Here is a 15,959-nt window from a genome sequence, read left to right on the forward strand (position 1 = left end):
TAATTTAGGAGTTTTAGGTGTGTTACTTTTTAATAACTTTTTCTGGTATTTTATTTCTTGTTTCAGCATTTCTATTTGTTTTAAGTTGTTGTTCACCTTCTAATAATTGATAAGCCCAATCAAAAACTACTCTATCTCCAGAAATTGCTTTTACTCTAATTTTTGCATAATGATTGTCCCAAGTCCAAATTACATAAGTATGACCAACAATTGCTTTTGTATATTTTACATTTTCACCTTCAACTAAAGGAACCCATCCATCTAAAGGAGCATAATAAATATCTAAGAAACTATTTGTGTAACCCATATCTTGAATATCTGTATCATCCCAGACATTTAAGTAATACTCACCGTTATAATTTTCGAAGAAAAAGTCAGTCGAAAAATCATCATTGTAAGCATCAAAAGGAACAACTGCATATTCGCTAAAATCATAACCGGAATTATTTGGATAAAGATTATAATCATAAATTGATCTATTCATTCCTTCCGGTCTTGCAACACCATAAACCATATCGTAACTTAATTCGCTTTCGTTTCCGTCATAATCATAAGCGGCAACTGCATAATAATATAATTCACCGTTTACTGCATCATGATCAACAAAATAATTTCCGGATGTATTTCCAATTAATTCATATTCACCCCAATAATCATATGCAAAATAAACATTATAACCGGCTACATCTCTTTCGGGATTATCTTCCCAAGTAATTTCAACTAATCCGTCACCTACATAAGTCACAACATTTACCGGAGCTGAAGGAGGTGTGTTATCATAATCATAGTTTAAATTTGGATCGCAATTAGTAAATAGAAATATTACTGCAATTACTAATAATATTCGATATAAAGCTTTTTCATTTTTCATTTTTTCCTCCAATAAGAAATTCTACTTTTAGTATTTCAAGGAAAGTGCCAAATAAAAAAGCCTCAAATTTATTCAAATTCAAGGCTTTATTTATATTTTGATTTATTTTGTATTCAGATGTGAATTTGAATGTACATAATAATATACATTATATTTCGTTAAAATTTCCTTCAAAATACATTTTAGAATTATTGATTACAGCAATTGGTTTTCCGGTGAGCAATCTTTTATCAAACGGAGAATTTTTAGATTTTGATTTAAACTTTTTAATGTCAACTGTCCAAATTTCATTCGGATCAAAAATTGTAAGATTTGCTTTTTCACCAACAGAAATTTGTGGAATTGGAATATTTAAAATCTTTCTTGGATTTATGGAAAGTTTTTCTATCAACTGTGGAATTGATAAATGATTTTTGTGAACCAATTCACTTAATGCTAAACCAAGTTGAGTTTCCAATCCAAGAATTCCATTTGGAGCATAAATAAATTCAGCCTCTTTTTCTTCAATAGAATGCGGTGCATGATCACTTGCAATGCAATCAATTGTTCCGTCTTTTAATCCTTCAATAATAGCTTTTATATCCTCTTCAGTTCGCAAAGGGGGATTCATTTTATAATTTGAATCATAACTTATTAGTGCTTCATCCGTTAATGTAAAATGATGCGGAGTAACTTCAGCGGTAATTTTCAATCCTTTTGATTTTGCTTCCCTAACTAACTGAACAGCATTTTTTGAACTTATATGTGCAATGTGAACTTTTCCATCGACGTATTCCGCAACTGCAATATCTCGCATAACAGTTAAATCTTCAGCAATTGTTGGAATTGCCGGAAGTCCTAACATTGTAGAAACTGTTCCTTCATTCATTGCTCCGCCAGCTAAAGATTCATCTTCGCAATGTTCAATAATTGGAAGATTATACATTTTTAAATATTCTAAAGCATTTCGTAAAAGTGAAGCAGTTTTTACAGCAACGCCGTCATCAGAAAAAGCAACAGCTCCGGCAGTAACAAGTTCTGCAATTGGAGCTAAATTTTCACCTTTTCTATCTTTGCTAACTGCGCCAATTGGAAAAACATCAACCAAATGATTTTCTGATTTGCTTTTAATAAAATTTACAACTTCCGCCGAATCAATTGCGGGTTTTGTGTTTGGCATACATGCAATTCCGGTAAATCCTCCGGAAGCTGCCGCATTTGATCCGGTTAAAATAGTTTCGGTATCTTCCCTTCCCGGTTCGCGCAAATGAACGTGCATATCAAAAAGTCCGGGAGAACAAATTTTTCCGTTAAACTCAAAAATTTTTGCGTTAGATAAATCTTCTTTATTCAGATTCCCAATTTTTCTGATAATTCCATCTTCAATTAAAATATCATTTTGTTCATCAAGATTTTGTGCGGGATTTATAATTCTAACTTTATTTAATACAATTTTCATTTTACAATCCAATTTTTATAATTACGAATTTTTTGTTCCTAACAAATATAGAACTGCCATTCTAATGGCAACACCATTTGTAACTTGATCTAAAATAATTTGATAAGGTCCATCAGCAACTTCTGAAGAAAGTTCTACTCCTCTGTTTATTGGTCCGGGATGAAGTATTAAGATGTCTTTATTATTTCGTTCAATTATATCAGTTGTAATTCCAAAATAATTATGATATTCACGCAAAGATGGAATTGTTGTTCCAGCATCACGCTCAAGCTGAATTCTTAAAACATTTAAAACATCATTTTCACTTACTGCTTTGTTTATATCATGATAAATTTTTATTCCAAATTGCTCAATATTTCTCGGAATCATTGTCGGTGGAGCGCAAAGCGAAACTTCTGCACCCATTGTTTTTAATCCAAATATATTTGAAAGCGCAACTCTGCTATGAGCAATATCTCCAACAATACAAACTTTTAATCCGGAAAGTTTTCCAAGTTTTTCTCTGATCGAATACATATCCAACAATGCTTGTGTTGGATGTTCATGTCTTCCATCGCCCGCGTTAATTATTGATGCTTTTGAAATTTTAGTTAAATATAACGGAACTCCAGCTGATTGATGTCGTACGACAATCATATCAATTTTCATTGCTTCAATATTTCTTACAGTATCTTTAAAAGTTTCACCTTTTTTTGCGCTGCTAGTAGAAGTTGAAAAATTTAAAGTATCTGCGGAAAGTCTTTTTTCTGCAAGCTCAAAAGAAATTCTTGTACGTGTTGAATTTTCATAAAATAAATTTACAACTGTTGTTCCTTGCAATGTTGGAACTCGTTTAATTGGTCTTTCTAAAACTTCCCTAAAGGTTGTTGCCGTATCTAAAATTAATTGAATATCATTTTTAGAAACGTCTTGCAAACCCAAAAGGTGTTTAATTTTTAATGACATTTTTCCCCTAAAAATTATTTTGGTGATTCTATTAAGTAAACAGCATCTTCATCATCTACTTCTTTCATTTTAACTTTCACTTCTTCATTAACAGAAGTTGGAATGTTTTTTCCGACAAAATCTGCTTTGATCGGCATTTCTCTATGTCCACGATCAACCAACACGCAAAACTGAATTGAGCTTGGTCTTCCTAAATCCATTAAAGCATCTAAAGCAGAGCGAGTTGTTCTTCCGGTGTATAAAACATCATCTATAAGAATTACATTTTTTTCAGTTATATCAAAAGTGATATTTGTTACGGAAACTTCCGGTTGTTTTAATCTAGTACGAAAATCATCTCTATATAATGTTGCATCTAAAATTCCAAGCGGCGGAGTTTTTTTATCAATTTCCGTAATTTTATTTAAAATTCTTTTTGCCAAAAATTCACCGCGTGTTCTCATTCCAATTAAAATAATATTTTCTGAACCTTTATTTCTTTCAAGAATTTCGTGAGCTAATCTTGTAATTGTTCTGTTTAAACCGGATTCATCTATAATTTTTGCTTTTATATTCATATAAAAAAAATCCCCATTGACTAAAAGTCGCTGAGGTCTCCTAATTTTATTATAATTTTATTTTCCATTCCTTGGTTATCTCTCCGGATAATGTTAAAGGATTTATGTGTAAAAATAATACAAAAAATAATTTCTACAAAGGGGAATGATTATAAAGTGGAAAATTAAATTTATCTCGAAAGAATTCTTTTAACTTGTCTAATAAATTCAGTTAAAAAACCCAAACCAAATCCAATCAGAGAAAAAAGAATATCGTAAATATTGAATCCGAAAATTGCCGTTGATCCAATAAAATAAGTGGATAGTTTAGTTAGTAGAATCACGGAGAAAAATATTGAAAAGAAGAAAATTCCTAAAATTAACGGCTTTATGAAAAATGATTTAAATCTTCCTTTTAATTGAAGACTTTCACCAATAAAATCAAATTCCAAAGTATTAGTAATTTTTTTCATTAAGAAACTCCGTTTTCAACAATTTAGTTTAGACATTTAGAATTAGTAAAATGCACAAAACCAAGACAAAGTAAAAATATGATAAATATCTTTTTGCATTTATAGAAGTTATTAAATTCACTTGATGTAATTCCTAATATAAATTCTATAACTTGCGTTAAAATAATAATTTACAATTTAAAATCAAATTTTTTAAAATATTTTTTCAAATTGAGAACATTTTTTGAGAATCGTTTGTTCTTTATCACAAATTTTTTTTATACTTACTACATATTTGAGATAGAATTATTTAAGAAAGGGAAAAAATGAACAATGAATTAGTACTTGATAGATTTGGAATGAAATCAAATGAAAATCTTGAAGAAAAAGTTAAACTCTTTAAGAAAATCTGTCATGATAGCTTATTCTATTTTGGAATATTTTTAGGTGCATTTTTTATAATGAAGTTAATTCCTTTTTTGTATGGTGTAATTTCAAATTTAGAATTTGGAATAAATGAGGTTGTTGTAAGTTTTTTAGGTTTTGGAAACGTGTTTTTTATGTTCTTAATAAATAAAGTGTTTCATAAAAAAACTTATGATGATTAATATTTAAATTATTTTTATATTGCTGTTTAAGTTATTTCAAAAATTATTTAAGAATTATTAATGCAAAATAGAGAATCAGATTTAAAACATAATATTTCAAAAAGTAAAGAAAAGACCGGCTCATTAAATTCGATTAAAAAATTTTTTCTAAATCATTTTTTTTACGGAATTTACGGCTTTACTTTATTTTTTCTATTTTCCATTTTTATTGATTTTTTCCTTTCACTTTTTGATCCTCAGAAATCTTTTTCAGTTAACTTATTTACTTTATTAATTGGAATTGCCGGCTTTTTACTTGCATTCGGTTTTAGTTTTTTAGATTCTTTAAAAAAGTAGTTATAATTAATACTTAAAATTGCTATGATTTATTTCATTATATTTTAATAATACAAGATGTATTTTTATATTTGATTTTAATTGAGAATTTAATAATTTCCTAAGGAATTAATAAAACTTTCTCAAAAAGCTACATTTTTTTAGAAGAAATGAGTGAAAGAACTGCAAAACTAGATTTATTAAGTAATTATTTTATTACTTTCTTAAAACTTCATCCAGAAATTGCAAGAAGTAATTATATCATTAAGTTGTTTGTAAATTCATTTTACTTGATAATTCTTGGTCATTTAATTTCTAAACTCATCTAATTTTAGATGTGAATAGAATCAACTGTATCTGAAACCAATTCTGAATAATCCGAATAAAAACCCACTAATTCATTATGAGTATCAAAACCAAGAGCGTTGCATGTTGATGTGTTTAACTCAATTCCTTGATCCCAAACTCCCTTTGCATTATTAAATTCGGTGGTAATAAAATCCGCCAAATGAACAATTGCAACAAGTTCTTTGTTTTCAATTGAATTTTCTGGATTGTGATGAAATTCTACACAATCTGAAATTGAGGATGGTAAATTCCATTTTTTTAATAAATATGCACCAATTTCTTGGTGGGATAAACCTATTATGTGATTTTCACATTCAAAAAATTTTTTATCGCTGTTTAAGTTTGCATAAATTTGTTGAAATTCTTGGGGGAAGTATTTAACAATTAATTGAATTCCAATATCATGTAAAATTCCACCAACAAAAGCATCGCCAGCTAATTCCGGAAAACCTAACCTACGAGAAATATCTTTTGCTACTAATCCAACAGCCATTGAATGTTTCCAATAATCTTGCTCATTAAAGTTTGGAATCGGTTTAAATCGAATTGCATTTGATAATGAAATTGCTGTTACTATTTTCTCAAGTTCGTTTGATCCCATTATCATAATTGCAAATTCCAATGTAGAAACTCTTCTTAACATTCCGTAAAGTGGAGAATTTGCAACTGATAAAATTTTTGCAGCCATTCCTTGATCTTTTCCAATTATTTCCGAAATTTTTATAATATTTCCCGGCTCGGTTTTTATTGTGCTAATAGCATCGAACATAATTTCCGGAATGGTTGGTAAATTTTGGATTTTGTTGAGTTTATCGTAGATTTGTTCAGTGCTAACTTGCATTTTCTCCTCAAGAATAGATTAAGTTTGAATTAGGGCGATAATTAATAACATTATCGCTTCATTTTTCTTTTTTTTTAATAATATTTTGTGAGTAATTTTGGGTTATGATATAAATCAATTATTTTCGGGGTGTGGCGCAGCCCGGTAGCGCGCTTCGTTCGGGACGAAGAAGTCGTAGGTTCAAATCCTATCACCCCGACTTGAAACTTTTAAATAACATGAAACGTTGATTTCGAGATTATTTATTATAAAAGCAGTTTTTAATACAATTATTTAACAAAAATTTATGGCACAAAATTTTTCATTCGATATTGTTTCTGAAGTTGATTTTCAAGAAATTGATAATGCTTTAAATCAAGCTAAAAAAGAAATTATTCAGAGATACGATTTAAAAGATTCCAATACTACGTTGGATTTAAGCAAAAGTGATAAAACAATTACAATAAATTCTAAAGATGAATACGGTGTAAAAACTTCAATTGATATTCTTCAATCAAAATTTATTAAGCGACAAATTTCTTTAAAAGTTATGAAACTTAAGGAAATTGAATCTGCAAGCGGCGGCAGAGTTAAACAAGTAATTAATTTGCAAAATGGAATTAGCAAAGAAAATGCAAAACACATCACAAAATTAATTAAAGAGATGAAGTTTAAAGTCAATTCACAAATTATGGATGAACAAGTTAGAGTTCAAGGTGCGAAAAAAGATGAGCTTCAATCTGTTATCGCCAATATTAAAAGTGCCGAATTAAATTTTCCGGTTCAATTTGTAAATTTTAAATAATCAATTTTTACTTTTAGGAATTATTTTCAACTCAACATAATTTTTTTCTAAAAATAATTTTGCTGCATTTTGAACATCTTCCTTTTTTAAATTCAAATATCTTTTAATATCATACACAAAAGAATTGGGTTCACTCAAATTACAATTGTAACTATTAATTTGATTTGTCAAATTATCCAAATTTTGGAGTGAATAAATGTAAGATGATTTATAACTAGTAATTGCTCGCTCCAATTCTAAATCCGTAATTCCTTCAGAAATAATTTGATTTAGAATTTTAATAGTTTCTTCCTTTAATTTTTCCAAATTGCAATTTTGTTGAGATGTAATTGTTATAAAAAATGCTCCATCATATTTTGCAGAATATTGAAATGCAGAAACATCTTGTGCAATTTGTAAATTATGAATTAAATGTTTTTGCAATCTTGAACTTTTTGATCCAGTTAAAATATCAGCCAAAACATCAAGCGCCGCATCATATTTTCCGTAACCTTTTTCAGATTTCCAAGCAAAATATATTTTAGATAATTGAACATTATCTTCATGAATTATTATCTTCGATGATTCCAATTCAAAAAAATCAATTTTAATTTCTGAAATAATATTTTGATTCGGAATTTCCTCAAAATATTTTTCCACCAAATTGATTGCATTTTCCTCATCAAAATTTCCGCCGATTACAAGACTTGCGTTATTTGGAGTATAATAATTCGCAAAAAAATCTTTTACATCATTTAATTCAAACTTTTCTATGTCTTTCATCCAGCCAATTGTAGGCCAATGATACGGATGATTTTCAGGAAATAAATTTGAAAATAAAATTTCCCACGCCAAACCGTACGGCTGATTATCATAATTTTGTCTTCGTTCATTCATAACAACATCTTTTTGGTTATCAAGTTTATCTTGAGTTAATGCCGGAAGAAAAAATCCCATTCTATCAGCTTCAAGCCACAAAGCTAATTCCATACTATCAGATGGAACTGTTTCATAATAATTTGTTCTATCCATACTTGTAGAGCCGTTTAAACTTCCACCAACTTCCTGCACAAATTTAAAATGTTTTTCTTTAGGTACATTTTGCGAACCTTGAAACATCATATGCTCAAACAAATGTGCGAAGCCAGTTTTGTTTGGTTTTTCGTTTGCGGAACCAACTTTATACCAAATATTTACGGCAACTGTTGGAAAAGAATCATTTTTATATAGAATTACTTCCAATCCATTTTTTAAAGTATATTTTTTGTAATTAATGTTTAATAAATCTTCCAAATTTTTCCTTTCTATTTTAGGATAAATTCAATTCGTTCAAGTTTCCCGTCAATATTTGATTTTGGATTTATTCCAAAAATTTTTGCAAGTAACGGATTAATATCAATGTTTTGTATAGTTCCAATTTTATAATTTTCTTTGAATGCAGGACCTTTTGCAAAAAATATTCCATGCATATCTAATTCATTATTATCAAATCCGTGATTTCCTTTTGAGTAAGAATTACTAAATTTTTTAAGTAATTTATTATCAACCAAAGTCCAACCCAAATCAGCAATTATTATAATTGATGAAATAAACGGATGTTTTGAAAAATGAAAATATTCAGGAACTTCATTTTTCAAATATACTTTATAATGATTTTCTCTTTCCTTTAAAATTTGATATACTTCGTTTATTTCATTATGCCATGGCTCAATAAATGCAAATATTTCGTTATTATCAAATTTATATTTATAATCTTTAAGTATTTCTTCGATATTTATAAGTTTATCTTTACTCACTTCAGTCATTCCATGATCTGAAACTAAAATAATATTTACACTGTCTTTCATTTTAATTTCGTCAAGTTCGGAATTCAAATATCCAATTAGTGAATCTAATCTTTTAATTGATTGATTTACCTCAATAGAATTGGGACCAAATTCATGTCCGTAAGAATCCGTATCATGAAAATATAAAGTTACAAAATGCGGTCTTTCGTTTTGCGGAAATTTTAACCATTCAATTATATTATCAATTCTATCTTTGTAAGGATTGTTATGTTGATAATATTTAAAGTAATTTGGTCTGCGATATTCCAAATCAACTTCTGAACCGGGCCAAAAATAACTTGCAGTAATTATTCCATTTCTTCGTGCAGTTTCCCAAAAAGCTTCGCCTAAATACCATTTGCTATTTCTTACACTGTTTGTATCACCAAGTCTGTATTTTTCTTTTGTAAATGGATTGATAAAAAAATTAGAAATTATTCCATGATTTTCCGGATACATTCCGGTAATTATTGAATAGTGATTTGGAAAAGTTTTTGAAGGAAAACACGGTTTAAGAGATTTTGCTTTTACACCATATTTTTGTAATGAATCTAAATTTGGTGTAATTCCACGTTCGCAATAATCCCAGCGGAAGCCATCAAAAGAAATTAAAATTACATATGGAGTTTTTTGCGAGAATAGAATTGAAGAAAATAAAAAGAGAATAATTACAACATTTTTAGCTTTCATTAATTTTTATAAATAATTAATTTTTGATTTTCGTGATTTATAATTCGAATGATAACGAAAAATTCCACCATCTTTCTCTGCCGTACCAAACTAAAGCTGATTGAGAACTGTGAGATGTTCCATCAATTGCATCAATTATGTAATCTTTATTGTTAAGAATATTAAATGAATTTATATGAATAATTACTTTTTCCAAGTAAGATAAATTTAAGTTTACAAATGCAGAAATGTGAAAATCTAAAATAAAATAATTTGGTAATTTCCACGAGTTCACATTTTCATCATTAACATTTGTTCTTAAATTTGGATTGAAATCAGCATAATGATTTCCAAAAAATTTCAAAATAGGATTTAAAGAAATTGTAAAATTTTGATTAAAAATATTTTCATATTCAATTCCTAAAAATGCTGTAGTCATTGGTGAACCGCCAACAAATACATTTTTTACATATGAAGAAATAATTGTTTGTTGAGTTGGATCAGATTCTGGCGCAACAACTGCAAAAACGTTATCTGTCCATTTATTAATTGAATTTGAAAACATTCCTTCTAATCTTAAGAATTTTTCCGGTTGCCAAACTGAAGAAAGCTCAATTCCCATATGCCTTGCGGAAGCTCCGGATAAATTAAAAAAGTAAAATTGATTTGTATTAACATCGCTTATCATTTTACTAATTGCTTTGTCTTTCCATTCCGTAAAATAAATATTTGAAGTAATCTTAAAATCGTAAGTATTTAATCCGTGCCCCAATTCAACATTAAAGATTTTTTCATTTTTAATATTTTCGAATTTATGATTTGTGTAATCGTAAACATTTTCTGCTAACGGTGCTTTTGAAAAATATCCGATATTAAAAAAGAGATTATTAAAATTATCCAAATTATAATTTGCTCCGGATTTTATTGTGTATCCGAAAATATCAAACCAACTTGTTTCACGAAATGGATCATCATTTAAGTAATTAAAATAATCCAATCTTTTATATCCGGTTGAAGAAACTGAAATATTTGCGAATGTTAGTAAATCACCAAATTGAAATTCGCTTTGTAAAAATCCGCCAATCTGTCGAACATAACTATCAGCATTATAATCAACTTTATCACCTTTGAACAATAATTTATTGGGATCCAAATTAAAATTACTACTGCCGATTGTATAATCCCCGCCTAATAAATTTCCTACTTCCCTATAATTTTGAGCTGAGTAATATCTTGCATCAATGCCAGTAGAAATTTCTATATTTTCTTTTTTAAATCTTGCATTAGAAATTACACCAAACCAATTATGTCTGTGAACAGTAAATCGTAAAGCATTTTCTGTATAATTTAATAAAGGATGAAAATTTGTATTTACATTTTTGGAATTTTTTCCCCATTCGGAATCAAAATCAATTAATCCATTTTCTGTTTTGCTAAAATTTGCCCAAGGTGGAACGGTTCCTCCGCCATCTCCATAAGAATAATATAGAATGTTTGATAAAATCCAATTTTGGTTAATTTGCCAATTATGATTTAAATTGAAAGTCGGTTTGTGAAAAATATTATCTCTTAGATTTAATGGTTTTCCATTTAAATATCCCCAATCGGGATTAAAATTCTTTCCGTATAATTTCCATTCATCAATTGTAAGCATTGTTAAACGCTGACCATGTTCTTGAGGAGAACCAATAGCTTGAAGTTCAAGTGAATGATTTCCGTAAATTCCGCCAAGAGCAAAATAATATGAAAATTCATCAACCCAAGTTTGATCAACATATCCATCCCAATCTTTTTTTGAAATAAATGATGTTAGCAACAAACTATTTCCAAGTATTTGTTGTGAAAATGCAATTGTCTTTTTTTGAAAATTATCAGAACCAAATTCCATGCTGAATTTTGCGAAATTATTTAAACTATTTACACCTTTTGTTAAAAAATTAACTGATCCTCCAATTGACGAAATTGAATATGGATTTGCACCTAGTCCTCTTTGAACATTTACACGTTCTAGAACATCCGCAATTCCAGCCCAATTTGACCAATAAATTTCACCGTTTTCCAAATTGTTTACCGGAACTCCGTTTAACATAACTGCAATATTTGTATGGTTAAATCCTCTTATAGAAATTTTGTAATCTCCCATTCCTCCGCCGAGCGAAGAAATAAAAACACTTGGAGAAGATTCCATAATAAAACCGGCATCTCTGTTTCCAAGATTTTTTTCTATTTGAAAATTATCATAATCCTTATTTGCTACCGGAGTTTCTCTAAATTTAGGAAGTGAACTTAATACTGTAGTTTGCTCAAGTAAAATTTCCGAAGGAATTAAATTTATTTCAAAATATGAATTTTTTGTAATCTCGAAATTTTTACTATATGTTCGATATCCAACATGTGAAAATTTAATTAAATATTTTCCCGCTTTTGGAATCTCTAATGAAAAACTTCCGTTTGTATTACTGCTTGCTCCAATGTTAATTTCTGTTAAAATTATATTTGCAAATTCGATAGGATTTCCGGTTAACGAATCTTTAACTACACCATTTAAAGTTACTTGTTGGGCAAATAATTTTAAGGAAATTAAAATAAATAAAATTGTTTTTTTCATAGTAAAAATTTATTCAAAATATTTATCAAAAGGGATGCAATTCGGTTTGTTCAATATAATCTTCTAATCTTTTGGATAATTATTCAAATTCATTTAGGAAAATTTTTATTTAATATTTATTTATAAAATTGCATTGATTACAGATTTATAAATTAGTTACAAATTTAAGAATTTAAAAATTTTCAAACTTCTCAAATTCAAATTTTCTTTATATTTTTTTTTAATAAAATGCAATGTTAAAAAATTATTAAATCTTATTTTTGTTTTGGAAAGCCGAAGTATTTTACAAATATTTGAGTACAAAAATCTTAGAAAAACGTAAATTAAAACTGAATTTACATAACAAAATAGGAGACCTTTATGCCCCAAACTAATTACTTTAAATCTGCCCTAATGTTATTACTTTTTGTAATAAGTTTTGGCAGTTTATTTGCACAAGGTGTTACAACTTCATCAATTAATGGAATTGTAACAGACGGTGACGGAAATCCATTGCCGGGTGCAAACGTTATTGCAGTTCATACTCCATCTGGAACAACTTACGGTGCTTCAACCCGATTAGATGGAAGATTTTTTGTAGCCGGTATGAGAGTTGGTGGTCCTTACAAAGTTACAGCATCTTATGTTGGATTCAAAGAACAAGTAAGAGATAACGTATATCTAAACCTTGGTGTTTCTTCTGATGTTAATTTTAATATGGTTGATGCAAATATTGAATTAGGCGAAGTTGTTGTTGCTGGTGAAAGAGATGCAATATTTAGTTCTGAAAGAACAGGTGCTGCTACTGCAATAAACAAAGAAGCTATTAAAACTTTACCAACAATTACTGGAAGAATTGGTGACTTTGCTCGTTTAACTCCTCAATTCAGTAGAGCTGGTGTTCCTGATGGAAGCAGTGCTCAAGGTTTTTCATTTGCCGGTCAAGATAACAGATATAACAATATTTCTGTAGACGGTTCATATTTCAATAATTCATTTGGATTAGCTGGTCAACCTGGTGATAGGACCGGTGTTGCTCCAATTTCTATGGATGCAATTGAACAATTGCAAATTAATATTGCTCCTTATGATGTTCGTCAAGGTAATTTCGTAGGTGCTGGTGTTAACACTGTAACAAGAAGTGGAACCAACGATTTTTCCGGAACTGCTTATTATAAATTTAGAGATGATGGTTTAGTTGGAACAAAAGCTGGCGATTTGGATTTCAATCCAGGAACTTTTAATTACAGCCAAGTTGGTTTAAGTTTAGGCGGACCGATAATTAAGAATAAATTGTTCTTTTTCATGAATTTTGAAAATGAGGCTCTTACAAATCCTGCAACAACTTTTGAAGCAAATGCTGGTGGTCAAGAAGTTGTTGGAAATACTACAAGAGTTTTAGCTTCTGATTTAAATACCTTAAGTGCATATCTAAAACAAAATTTTGATTATGAAACCGGACCTTATCAAGGATATGATTTTGAAACTCCAGCAACCAGATTTATTGCTAAATTGGATTATAACTTAGATGACAATAATAAATTCAGCTTAAGATATACACATCTTGATTCTGAAACTGATGTACTTATGTCAAACTCTTCTTCATTAGGATTTGGAAATAGAAGAACAAATTCTAATTCAATGAATTATGCGAATTCAAATTATAGTATTTTAGAAAATATCCGTTCTATAGTTGGTGAATGGAATGCAAGAATTGGCGATAATATGTCAAATAATTTAATTGCCGGTTATACATATCAAGATGAAAGCCGCGGTTATAAAAGTGATAAATTATTCCCGATGGTTGATATATTAAAAGATGGTACAAACTATATTTCTTTTGGTTTTGAACCATTTACACCAAATAATGAATTAAGATATAAAAGTTTTCAATTGCAAAATAATTTTTCAATTTATGGAAAAGATCATAATTTCACATTCGGTGCTAGTTTAGAATATTATGAATCAGAAAATATATTCTTCCCAGGATCTCAAAGCGTTTACGTATATAATTCTTTAGATGATTTTTACGCTGATGCAAATGCTTACTTAAATGGAACAGCTTCACCTACTACAGTTAGAAGATTCCAAGTAAGATGGTCAAATATACCTGACTTGGATAAACCAGTTCAACCTCTTGAAGTTACATATGCTGGAATTTATGGACAAGATGATTGGCACTTGAACAAAGATTTCAAATTAACTTTAGGATTAAGAGTTGATGTTCCATTCTTTGGAAATACCGGATTTGAGAATTCTCAAGTTGATGGTTTAAATTTCCAAGATGAAGAAGGAAATACTGTAAAATATTCAACAAGTAAATTACCTGATGCAAATCCATTATTTTCACCAAGAGTTGGTTTTAACTGGGATGTTAATGGCGATAGAACTACTCAATTAAGAGGCGGTACTGGAATATTTACTGGAAGACCAGCTTATGTTTGGATTTCAAATCAAATTGGGAACAATGGAGTATTAACTGGATTTGAACAACAAGATAATACAACCGCTAGACCATTTAATCCAGATCCAGATCATTATAAACCAACTTCAGTTACCGGAGATCCAGCATCAAGCTATGAACTAGCATTTACTGATCCTGACTTTAAATTTCCTCAAATTTGGAGAAGTAATTTAGCTGTTGATCAAAAATTACCATTCGGTTTAATCGGTACTGCTGAAGCTATTTATGGTAGAGATGTAAATGGAGTTTATTATATCAATGCAAACTTAGCTGATCCAAATACTGCATTTAGCGGTGTTGATAACAGAGCAAGATGGACTTCCGGAAATAGAATTAACAGTAATATTTCAAGTGCAATTGTTTTGAAAAACCAAGATGAAGGTTCTTCATTAAACTTATCTGCTACTCTAGAAAAACCATTTAGTGATAATTGGTTTGCAAAAGTTGCATATAATTATGGTTATGCAGAAAATACTGTTGATGCGGGATCAATTGCTTTTGGTTCTTGGAATAATAATCAACATAGCGGTGACCCAAATAATCCAGGAATTGCTTTTTCAACATATTCTCCTGGGCACAGAGTTTTTGCAGCGGCTGCATATAGATTAGAATATTTCGATTTTGGCGCAACAACTTTCTCATTATTCTGGGATGGCTATACACCCGGTAACGCAAGCTATGTATTCAGCGGTGATATAAATGGTGACGGCGGAACAAGCAATGACCTTATTTATATTCCAAATGATAAATCAGAAATGAATTTTGTTAACATTACTGATAATAGTAACAATGTTTTATTTACAGCTGATCAACAAGCAGATGCTTGGGATGCTTACATAGAACAAGACGATTACCTAAGTGAACACAGAGGCGAATTTGCTGAAAGAGGTGGTGCATATTTACCAATGGTATTCAGAGCTGACTTAAGCGTTACCCAAGAAGTTTTCATGGATTTATTAGGTGCTCGTAATTCATTGCAATTTAGAGTTGACTTCTTAAACTTTGGAAATTTATTAAATCCGGATTGGGGAGTAAATCAAAGATTTACAACTACACAACCTTTAGTTGTTATTAGAAATCAACAAGCAAATGCAGAAGGTGAAACTCAATATCAATTAGCAAGAACCGGTGGAAAATTAATAACTGAAACTTTCCAGCCAACTGCTTCAATTGATGATGTATTTAGAATTCAATTATCTGTAAGATATACATTTAATTAAAATCTAAAAATATAGATTTCATAAAGGCTGCAGCTAATGCAGCCTTTTTTATTATATTTCAATTATAATTTATTTA

14 protein-coding genes and 1 tRNA gene are annotated in these 15,959 nt (G+C 29.3%); 6 read left to right on the forward strand and 9 right to left on the reverse strand.

All coding sequences use genetic code 11. The annotated features are described in order from the left end of the window. Window positions 1-22 precede the first annotated feature (22 nt). The 5 genes from IPM32_00870 to IPM32_00890 form a co-directional block, all read right to left on the reverse strand. Window positions 23-871 carry a hypothetical protein gene (locus IPM32_00870; protein MBK8943797.1) on the reverse strand — a complete coding sequence of 283 codons (849 nt, stop codon included), beginning with the start codon at window positions 869-871 and terminating at the stop codon, window positions 23-25. A gap of 148 nt (window positions 872-1,019) precedes the next feature. Continuing rightward, window positions 1,020-2,309: a dihydroorotase gene (locus tag IPM32_00875; GenBank protein MBK8943798.1), complete on the reverse strand. Its 1,290-nt coding sequence runs from the start codon at window positions 2,307-2,309 to the stop codon at window positions 1,020-1,022. A gap of 21 nt (window positions 2,310-2,330) precedes the next feature. Beyond that, the gene (locus IPM32_00880; GenBank protein ID MBK8943799.1) at window positions 2,331-3,254 is read right to left on the reverse strand and encodes an aspartate carbamoyltransferase catalytic subunit; all 924 of its coding nucleotides are present in this window, start codon (window positions 3,252-3,254) and stop codon (window positions 2,331-2,333) included. Between the two features lie 14 nt (window positions 3,255-3,268). Further along, window positions 3,269-3,811, reverse strand: a complete 543-nt coding sequence (pyrR, locus tag IPM32_00885) for a bifunctional pyr operon transcriptional regulator/uracil phosphoribosyltransferase PyrR (GenBank protein ID MBK8943800.1) — start codon at window positions 3,809-3,811, stop codon at window positions 3,269-3,271. A gap of 170 nt (window positions 3,812-3,981) precedes the next feature. Continuing rightward, window positions 3,982-4,263: a hypothetical protein gene (locus IPM32_00890; protein MBK8943801.1), complete on the reverse strand. Its 282-nt coding sequence runs from the start codon at window positions 4,261-4,263 to the stop codon at window positions 3,982-3,984. Window positions 4,264-4,568: 305 nt separating this feature from the next. On the opposite strand from IPM32_00890, the gene IPM32_00895 reads away from it, so the two are divergent. The 3 genes from IPM32_00895 to IPM32_00905 all read left to right on the forward strand — a co-directional run bounded on the left by IPM32_00895 (window position 4,569) and on the right by IPM32_00905 (window position 5,494). Next, entirely contained in the window at window positions 4,569-4,850 is a 282-nt protein-coding gene (locus IPM32_00895) for a hypothetical protein (GenBank protein ID MBK8943802.1), read from the forward strand. Window positions 4,851-4,910: 60 nt separating this feature from the next. After that, on the forward strand, window positions 4,911-5,186 hold the full coding sequence (locus IPM32_00900) for a hypothetical protein (GenBank protein ID MBK8943803.1): 276 nt from the start codon (window positions 4,911-4,913) through the stop codon (window positions 5,184-5,186). A gap of 149 nt (window positions 5,187-5,335) precedes the next feature. Beyond that, entirely contained in the window at window positions 5,336-5,494 is a 159-nt protein-coding gene (locus IPM32_00905; protein ID MBK8943804.1) for a hypothetical protein, read from the forward strand. Window positions 5,495-5,496: 2 nt separating this feature from the next. On the opposite strand, the gene IPM32_00910 is transcribed toward IPM32_00905, so the two are convergent. Next, window positions 5,497-6,354, reverse strand: coding sequence for an HDOD domain-containing protein (locus IPM32_00910; GenBank protein ID MBK8943805.1), 858 nt, complete (start codon window positions 6,352-6,354; stop codon window positions 5,497-5,499). Window positions 6,355-6,479: 125 nt separating this feature from the next. On the opposite strand from IPM32_00910, the gene IPM32_00915 reads away from it, so the two are divergent. Together IPM32_00915 and IPM32_00920 are read left to right on the forward strand one after the other, a co-directional pair. Further along, window positions 6,480-6,553: transfer RNA gene (locus tag IPM32_00915), tRNA-Pro, on the forward strand. An 87-nt stretch (window positions 6,554-6,640) separates the two neighbouring features. Next, window positions 6,641-7,138: a YajQ family cyclic di-GMP-binding protein gene (locus IPM32_00920; GenBank protein MBK8943806.1), complete on the forward strand. Its 498-nt coding sequence runs from the start codon at window positions 6,641-6,643 to the stop codon at window positions 7,136-7,138. On the opposite strand, the gene IPM32_00925 is transcribed toward IPM32_00920, so the two are convergent. From IPM32_00925 to IPM32_00935, 3 genes are read right to left on the reverse strand one after another with little or no spacing between them, the layout of a single operon-like run. After that, window positions 7,139-8,410 carry an insulinase family protein gene (locus tag IPM32_00925; GenBank protein ID MBK8943807.1) on the reverse strand — a complete coding sequence of 424 codons (1,272 nt, stop codon included), beginning with the start codon at window positions 8,408-8,410 and terminating at the stop codon, window positions 7,139-7,141. It lies immediately after the preceding gene. Window positions 8,411-8,421: 11 nt separating this feature from the next. After that, a complete protein-coding gene (locus tag IPM32_00930; protein MBK8943808.1) occupies window positions 8,422-9,633 on the reverse strand; it encodes an alkaline phosphatase family protein in 1,212 nt (403 codons plus the stop codon). 37 nt (window positions 9,634-9,670) lie between these two features. Beyond that, complete coding sequence (locus tag IPM32_00935) at window positions 9,671-12,220, reverse strand: TonB-dependent receptor (protein ID MBK8943809.1); 2,550 nt, start codon at window positions 12,218-12,220, stop codon at window positions 9,671-9,673. Window positions 12,221-12,580: 360 nt separating this feature from the next. Here IPM32_00935 and IPM32_00940 point away from each other — a divergent pair, with 360 nt between their 5' ends. After that, a complete protein-coding gene (locus IPM32_00940) occupies window positions 12,581-15,883 on the forward strand; it encodes a TonB-dependent receptor (GenBank protein ID MBK8943810.1) in 3,303 nt (1,100 codons plus the stop codon). Window positions 15,884-15,959 lie beyond the last annotated feature (76 nt).

This window comes from Ignavibacteriota bacterium, from assembly GCA_016716225.1.
Lineage (GTDB): Bacteria > Bacteroidota > Ignavibacteria > Ignavibacteriales > Melioribacteraceae.

What these genes read in the sequence shown, in the direction of transcription:
- IPM32_00930 (MBK8943808.1), bottom strand. Translation starts at nt 9,633, where the DNA reads ATGAAAGCTAAAAATGTTGTAATTATTCTCTTTTTATTTTCTTCAATT.
- pyrR (MBK8943800.1), bottom strand. Translation starts at nt 3,811, where the DNA reads ATGAATATAAAAGCAAAAATTATAGATGAATCCGGTTTAAACAGAACA.
- IPM32_00940 (MBK8943810.1), top strand. Translation starts at nt 12,581, where the DNA reads ATGCCCCAAACTAATTACTTTAAATCTGCCCTAATGTTATTACTTTTT.
- IPM32_00900 (MBK8943803.1), top strand. Translation starts at nt 4,911, where the DNA reads ATGCAAAATAGAGAATCAGATTTAAAACATAATATTTCAAAAAGTAAA.
- IPM32_00890 (MBK8943801.1), bottom strand. Translation starts at nt 4,263, where the DNA reads ATGAAAAAAATTACTAATACTTTGGAATTTGATTTTATTGGTGAAAGT.
- IPM32_00880 (MBK8943799.1), bottom strand. Translation starts at nt 3,254, where the DNA reads ATGTCATTAAAAATTAAACACCTTTTGGGTTTGCAAGACGTTTCTAAA.
- IPM32_00895 (MBK8943802.1), top strand. Translation starts at nt 4,569, where the DNA reads ATGAACAATGAATTAGTACTTGATAGATTTGGAATGAAATCAAATGAA.
- IPM32_00905 (MBK8943804.1), top strand. Translation starts at nt 5,336, where the DNA reads ATGAGTGAAAGAACTGCAAAACTAGATTTATTAAGTAATTATTTTATT.
- IPM32_00870 (MBK8943797.1), bottom strand. Translation starts at nt 871, where the DNA reads ATGAAAAATGAAAAAGCTTTATATCGAATATTATTAGTAATTGCAGTA.
- IPM32_00910 (MBK8943805.1), bottom strand. Translation starts at nt 6,354, where the DNA reads ATGCAAGTTAGCACTGAACAAATCTACGATAAACTCAACAAAATCCAA.
- IPM32_00935 (MBK8943809.1), bottom strand. Translation starts at nt 12,220, where the DNA reads ATGAAAAAAACAATTTTATTTATTTTAATTTCCTTAAAATTATTTGCC.
- IPM32_00875 (MBK8943798.1), bottom strand. Translation starts at nt 2,309, where the DNA reads ATGAAAATTGTATTAAATAAAGTTAGAATTATAAATCCCGCACAAAAT.
- IPM32_00920 (MBK8943806.1), top strand. Translation starts at nt 6,641, where the DNA reads ATGGCACAAAATTTTTCATTCGATATTGTTTCTGAAGTTGATTTTCAA.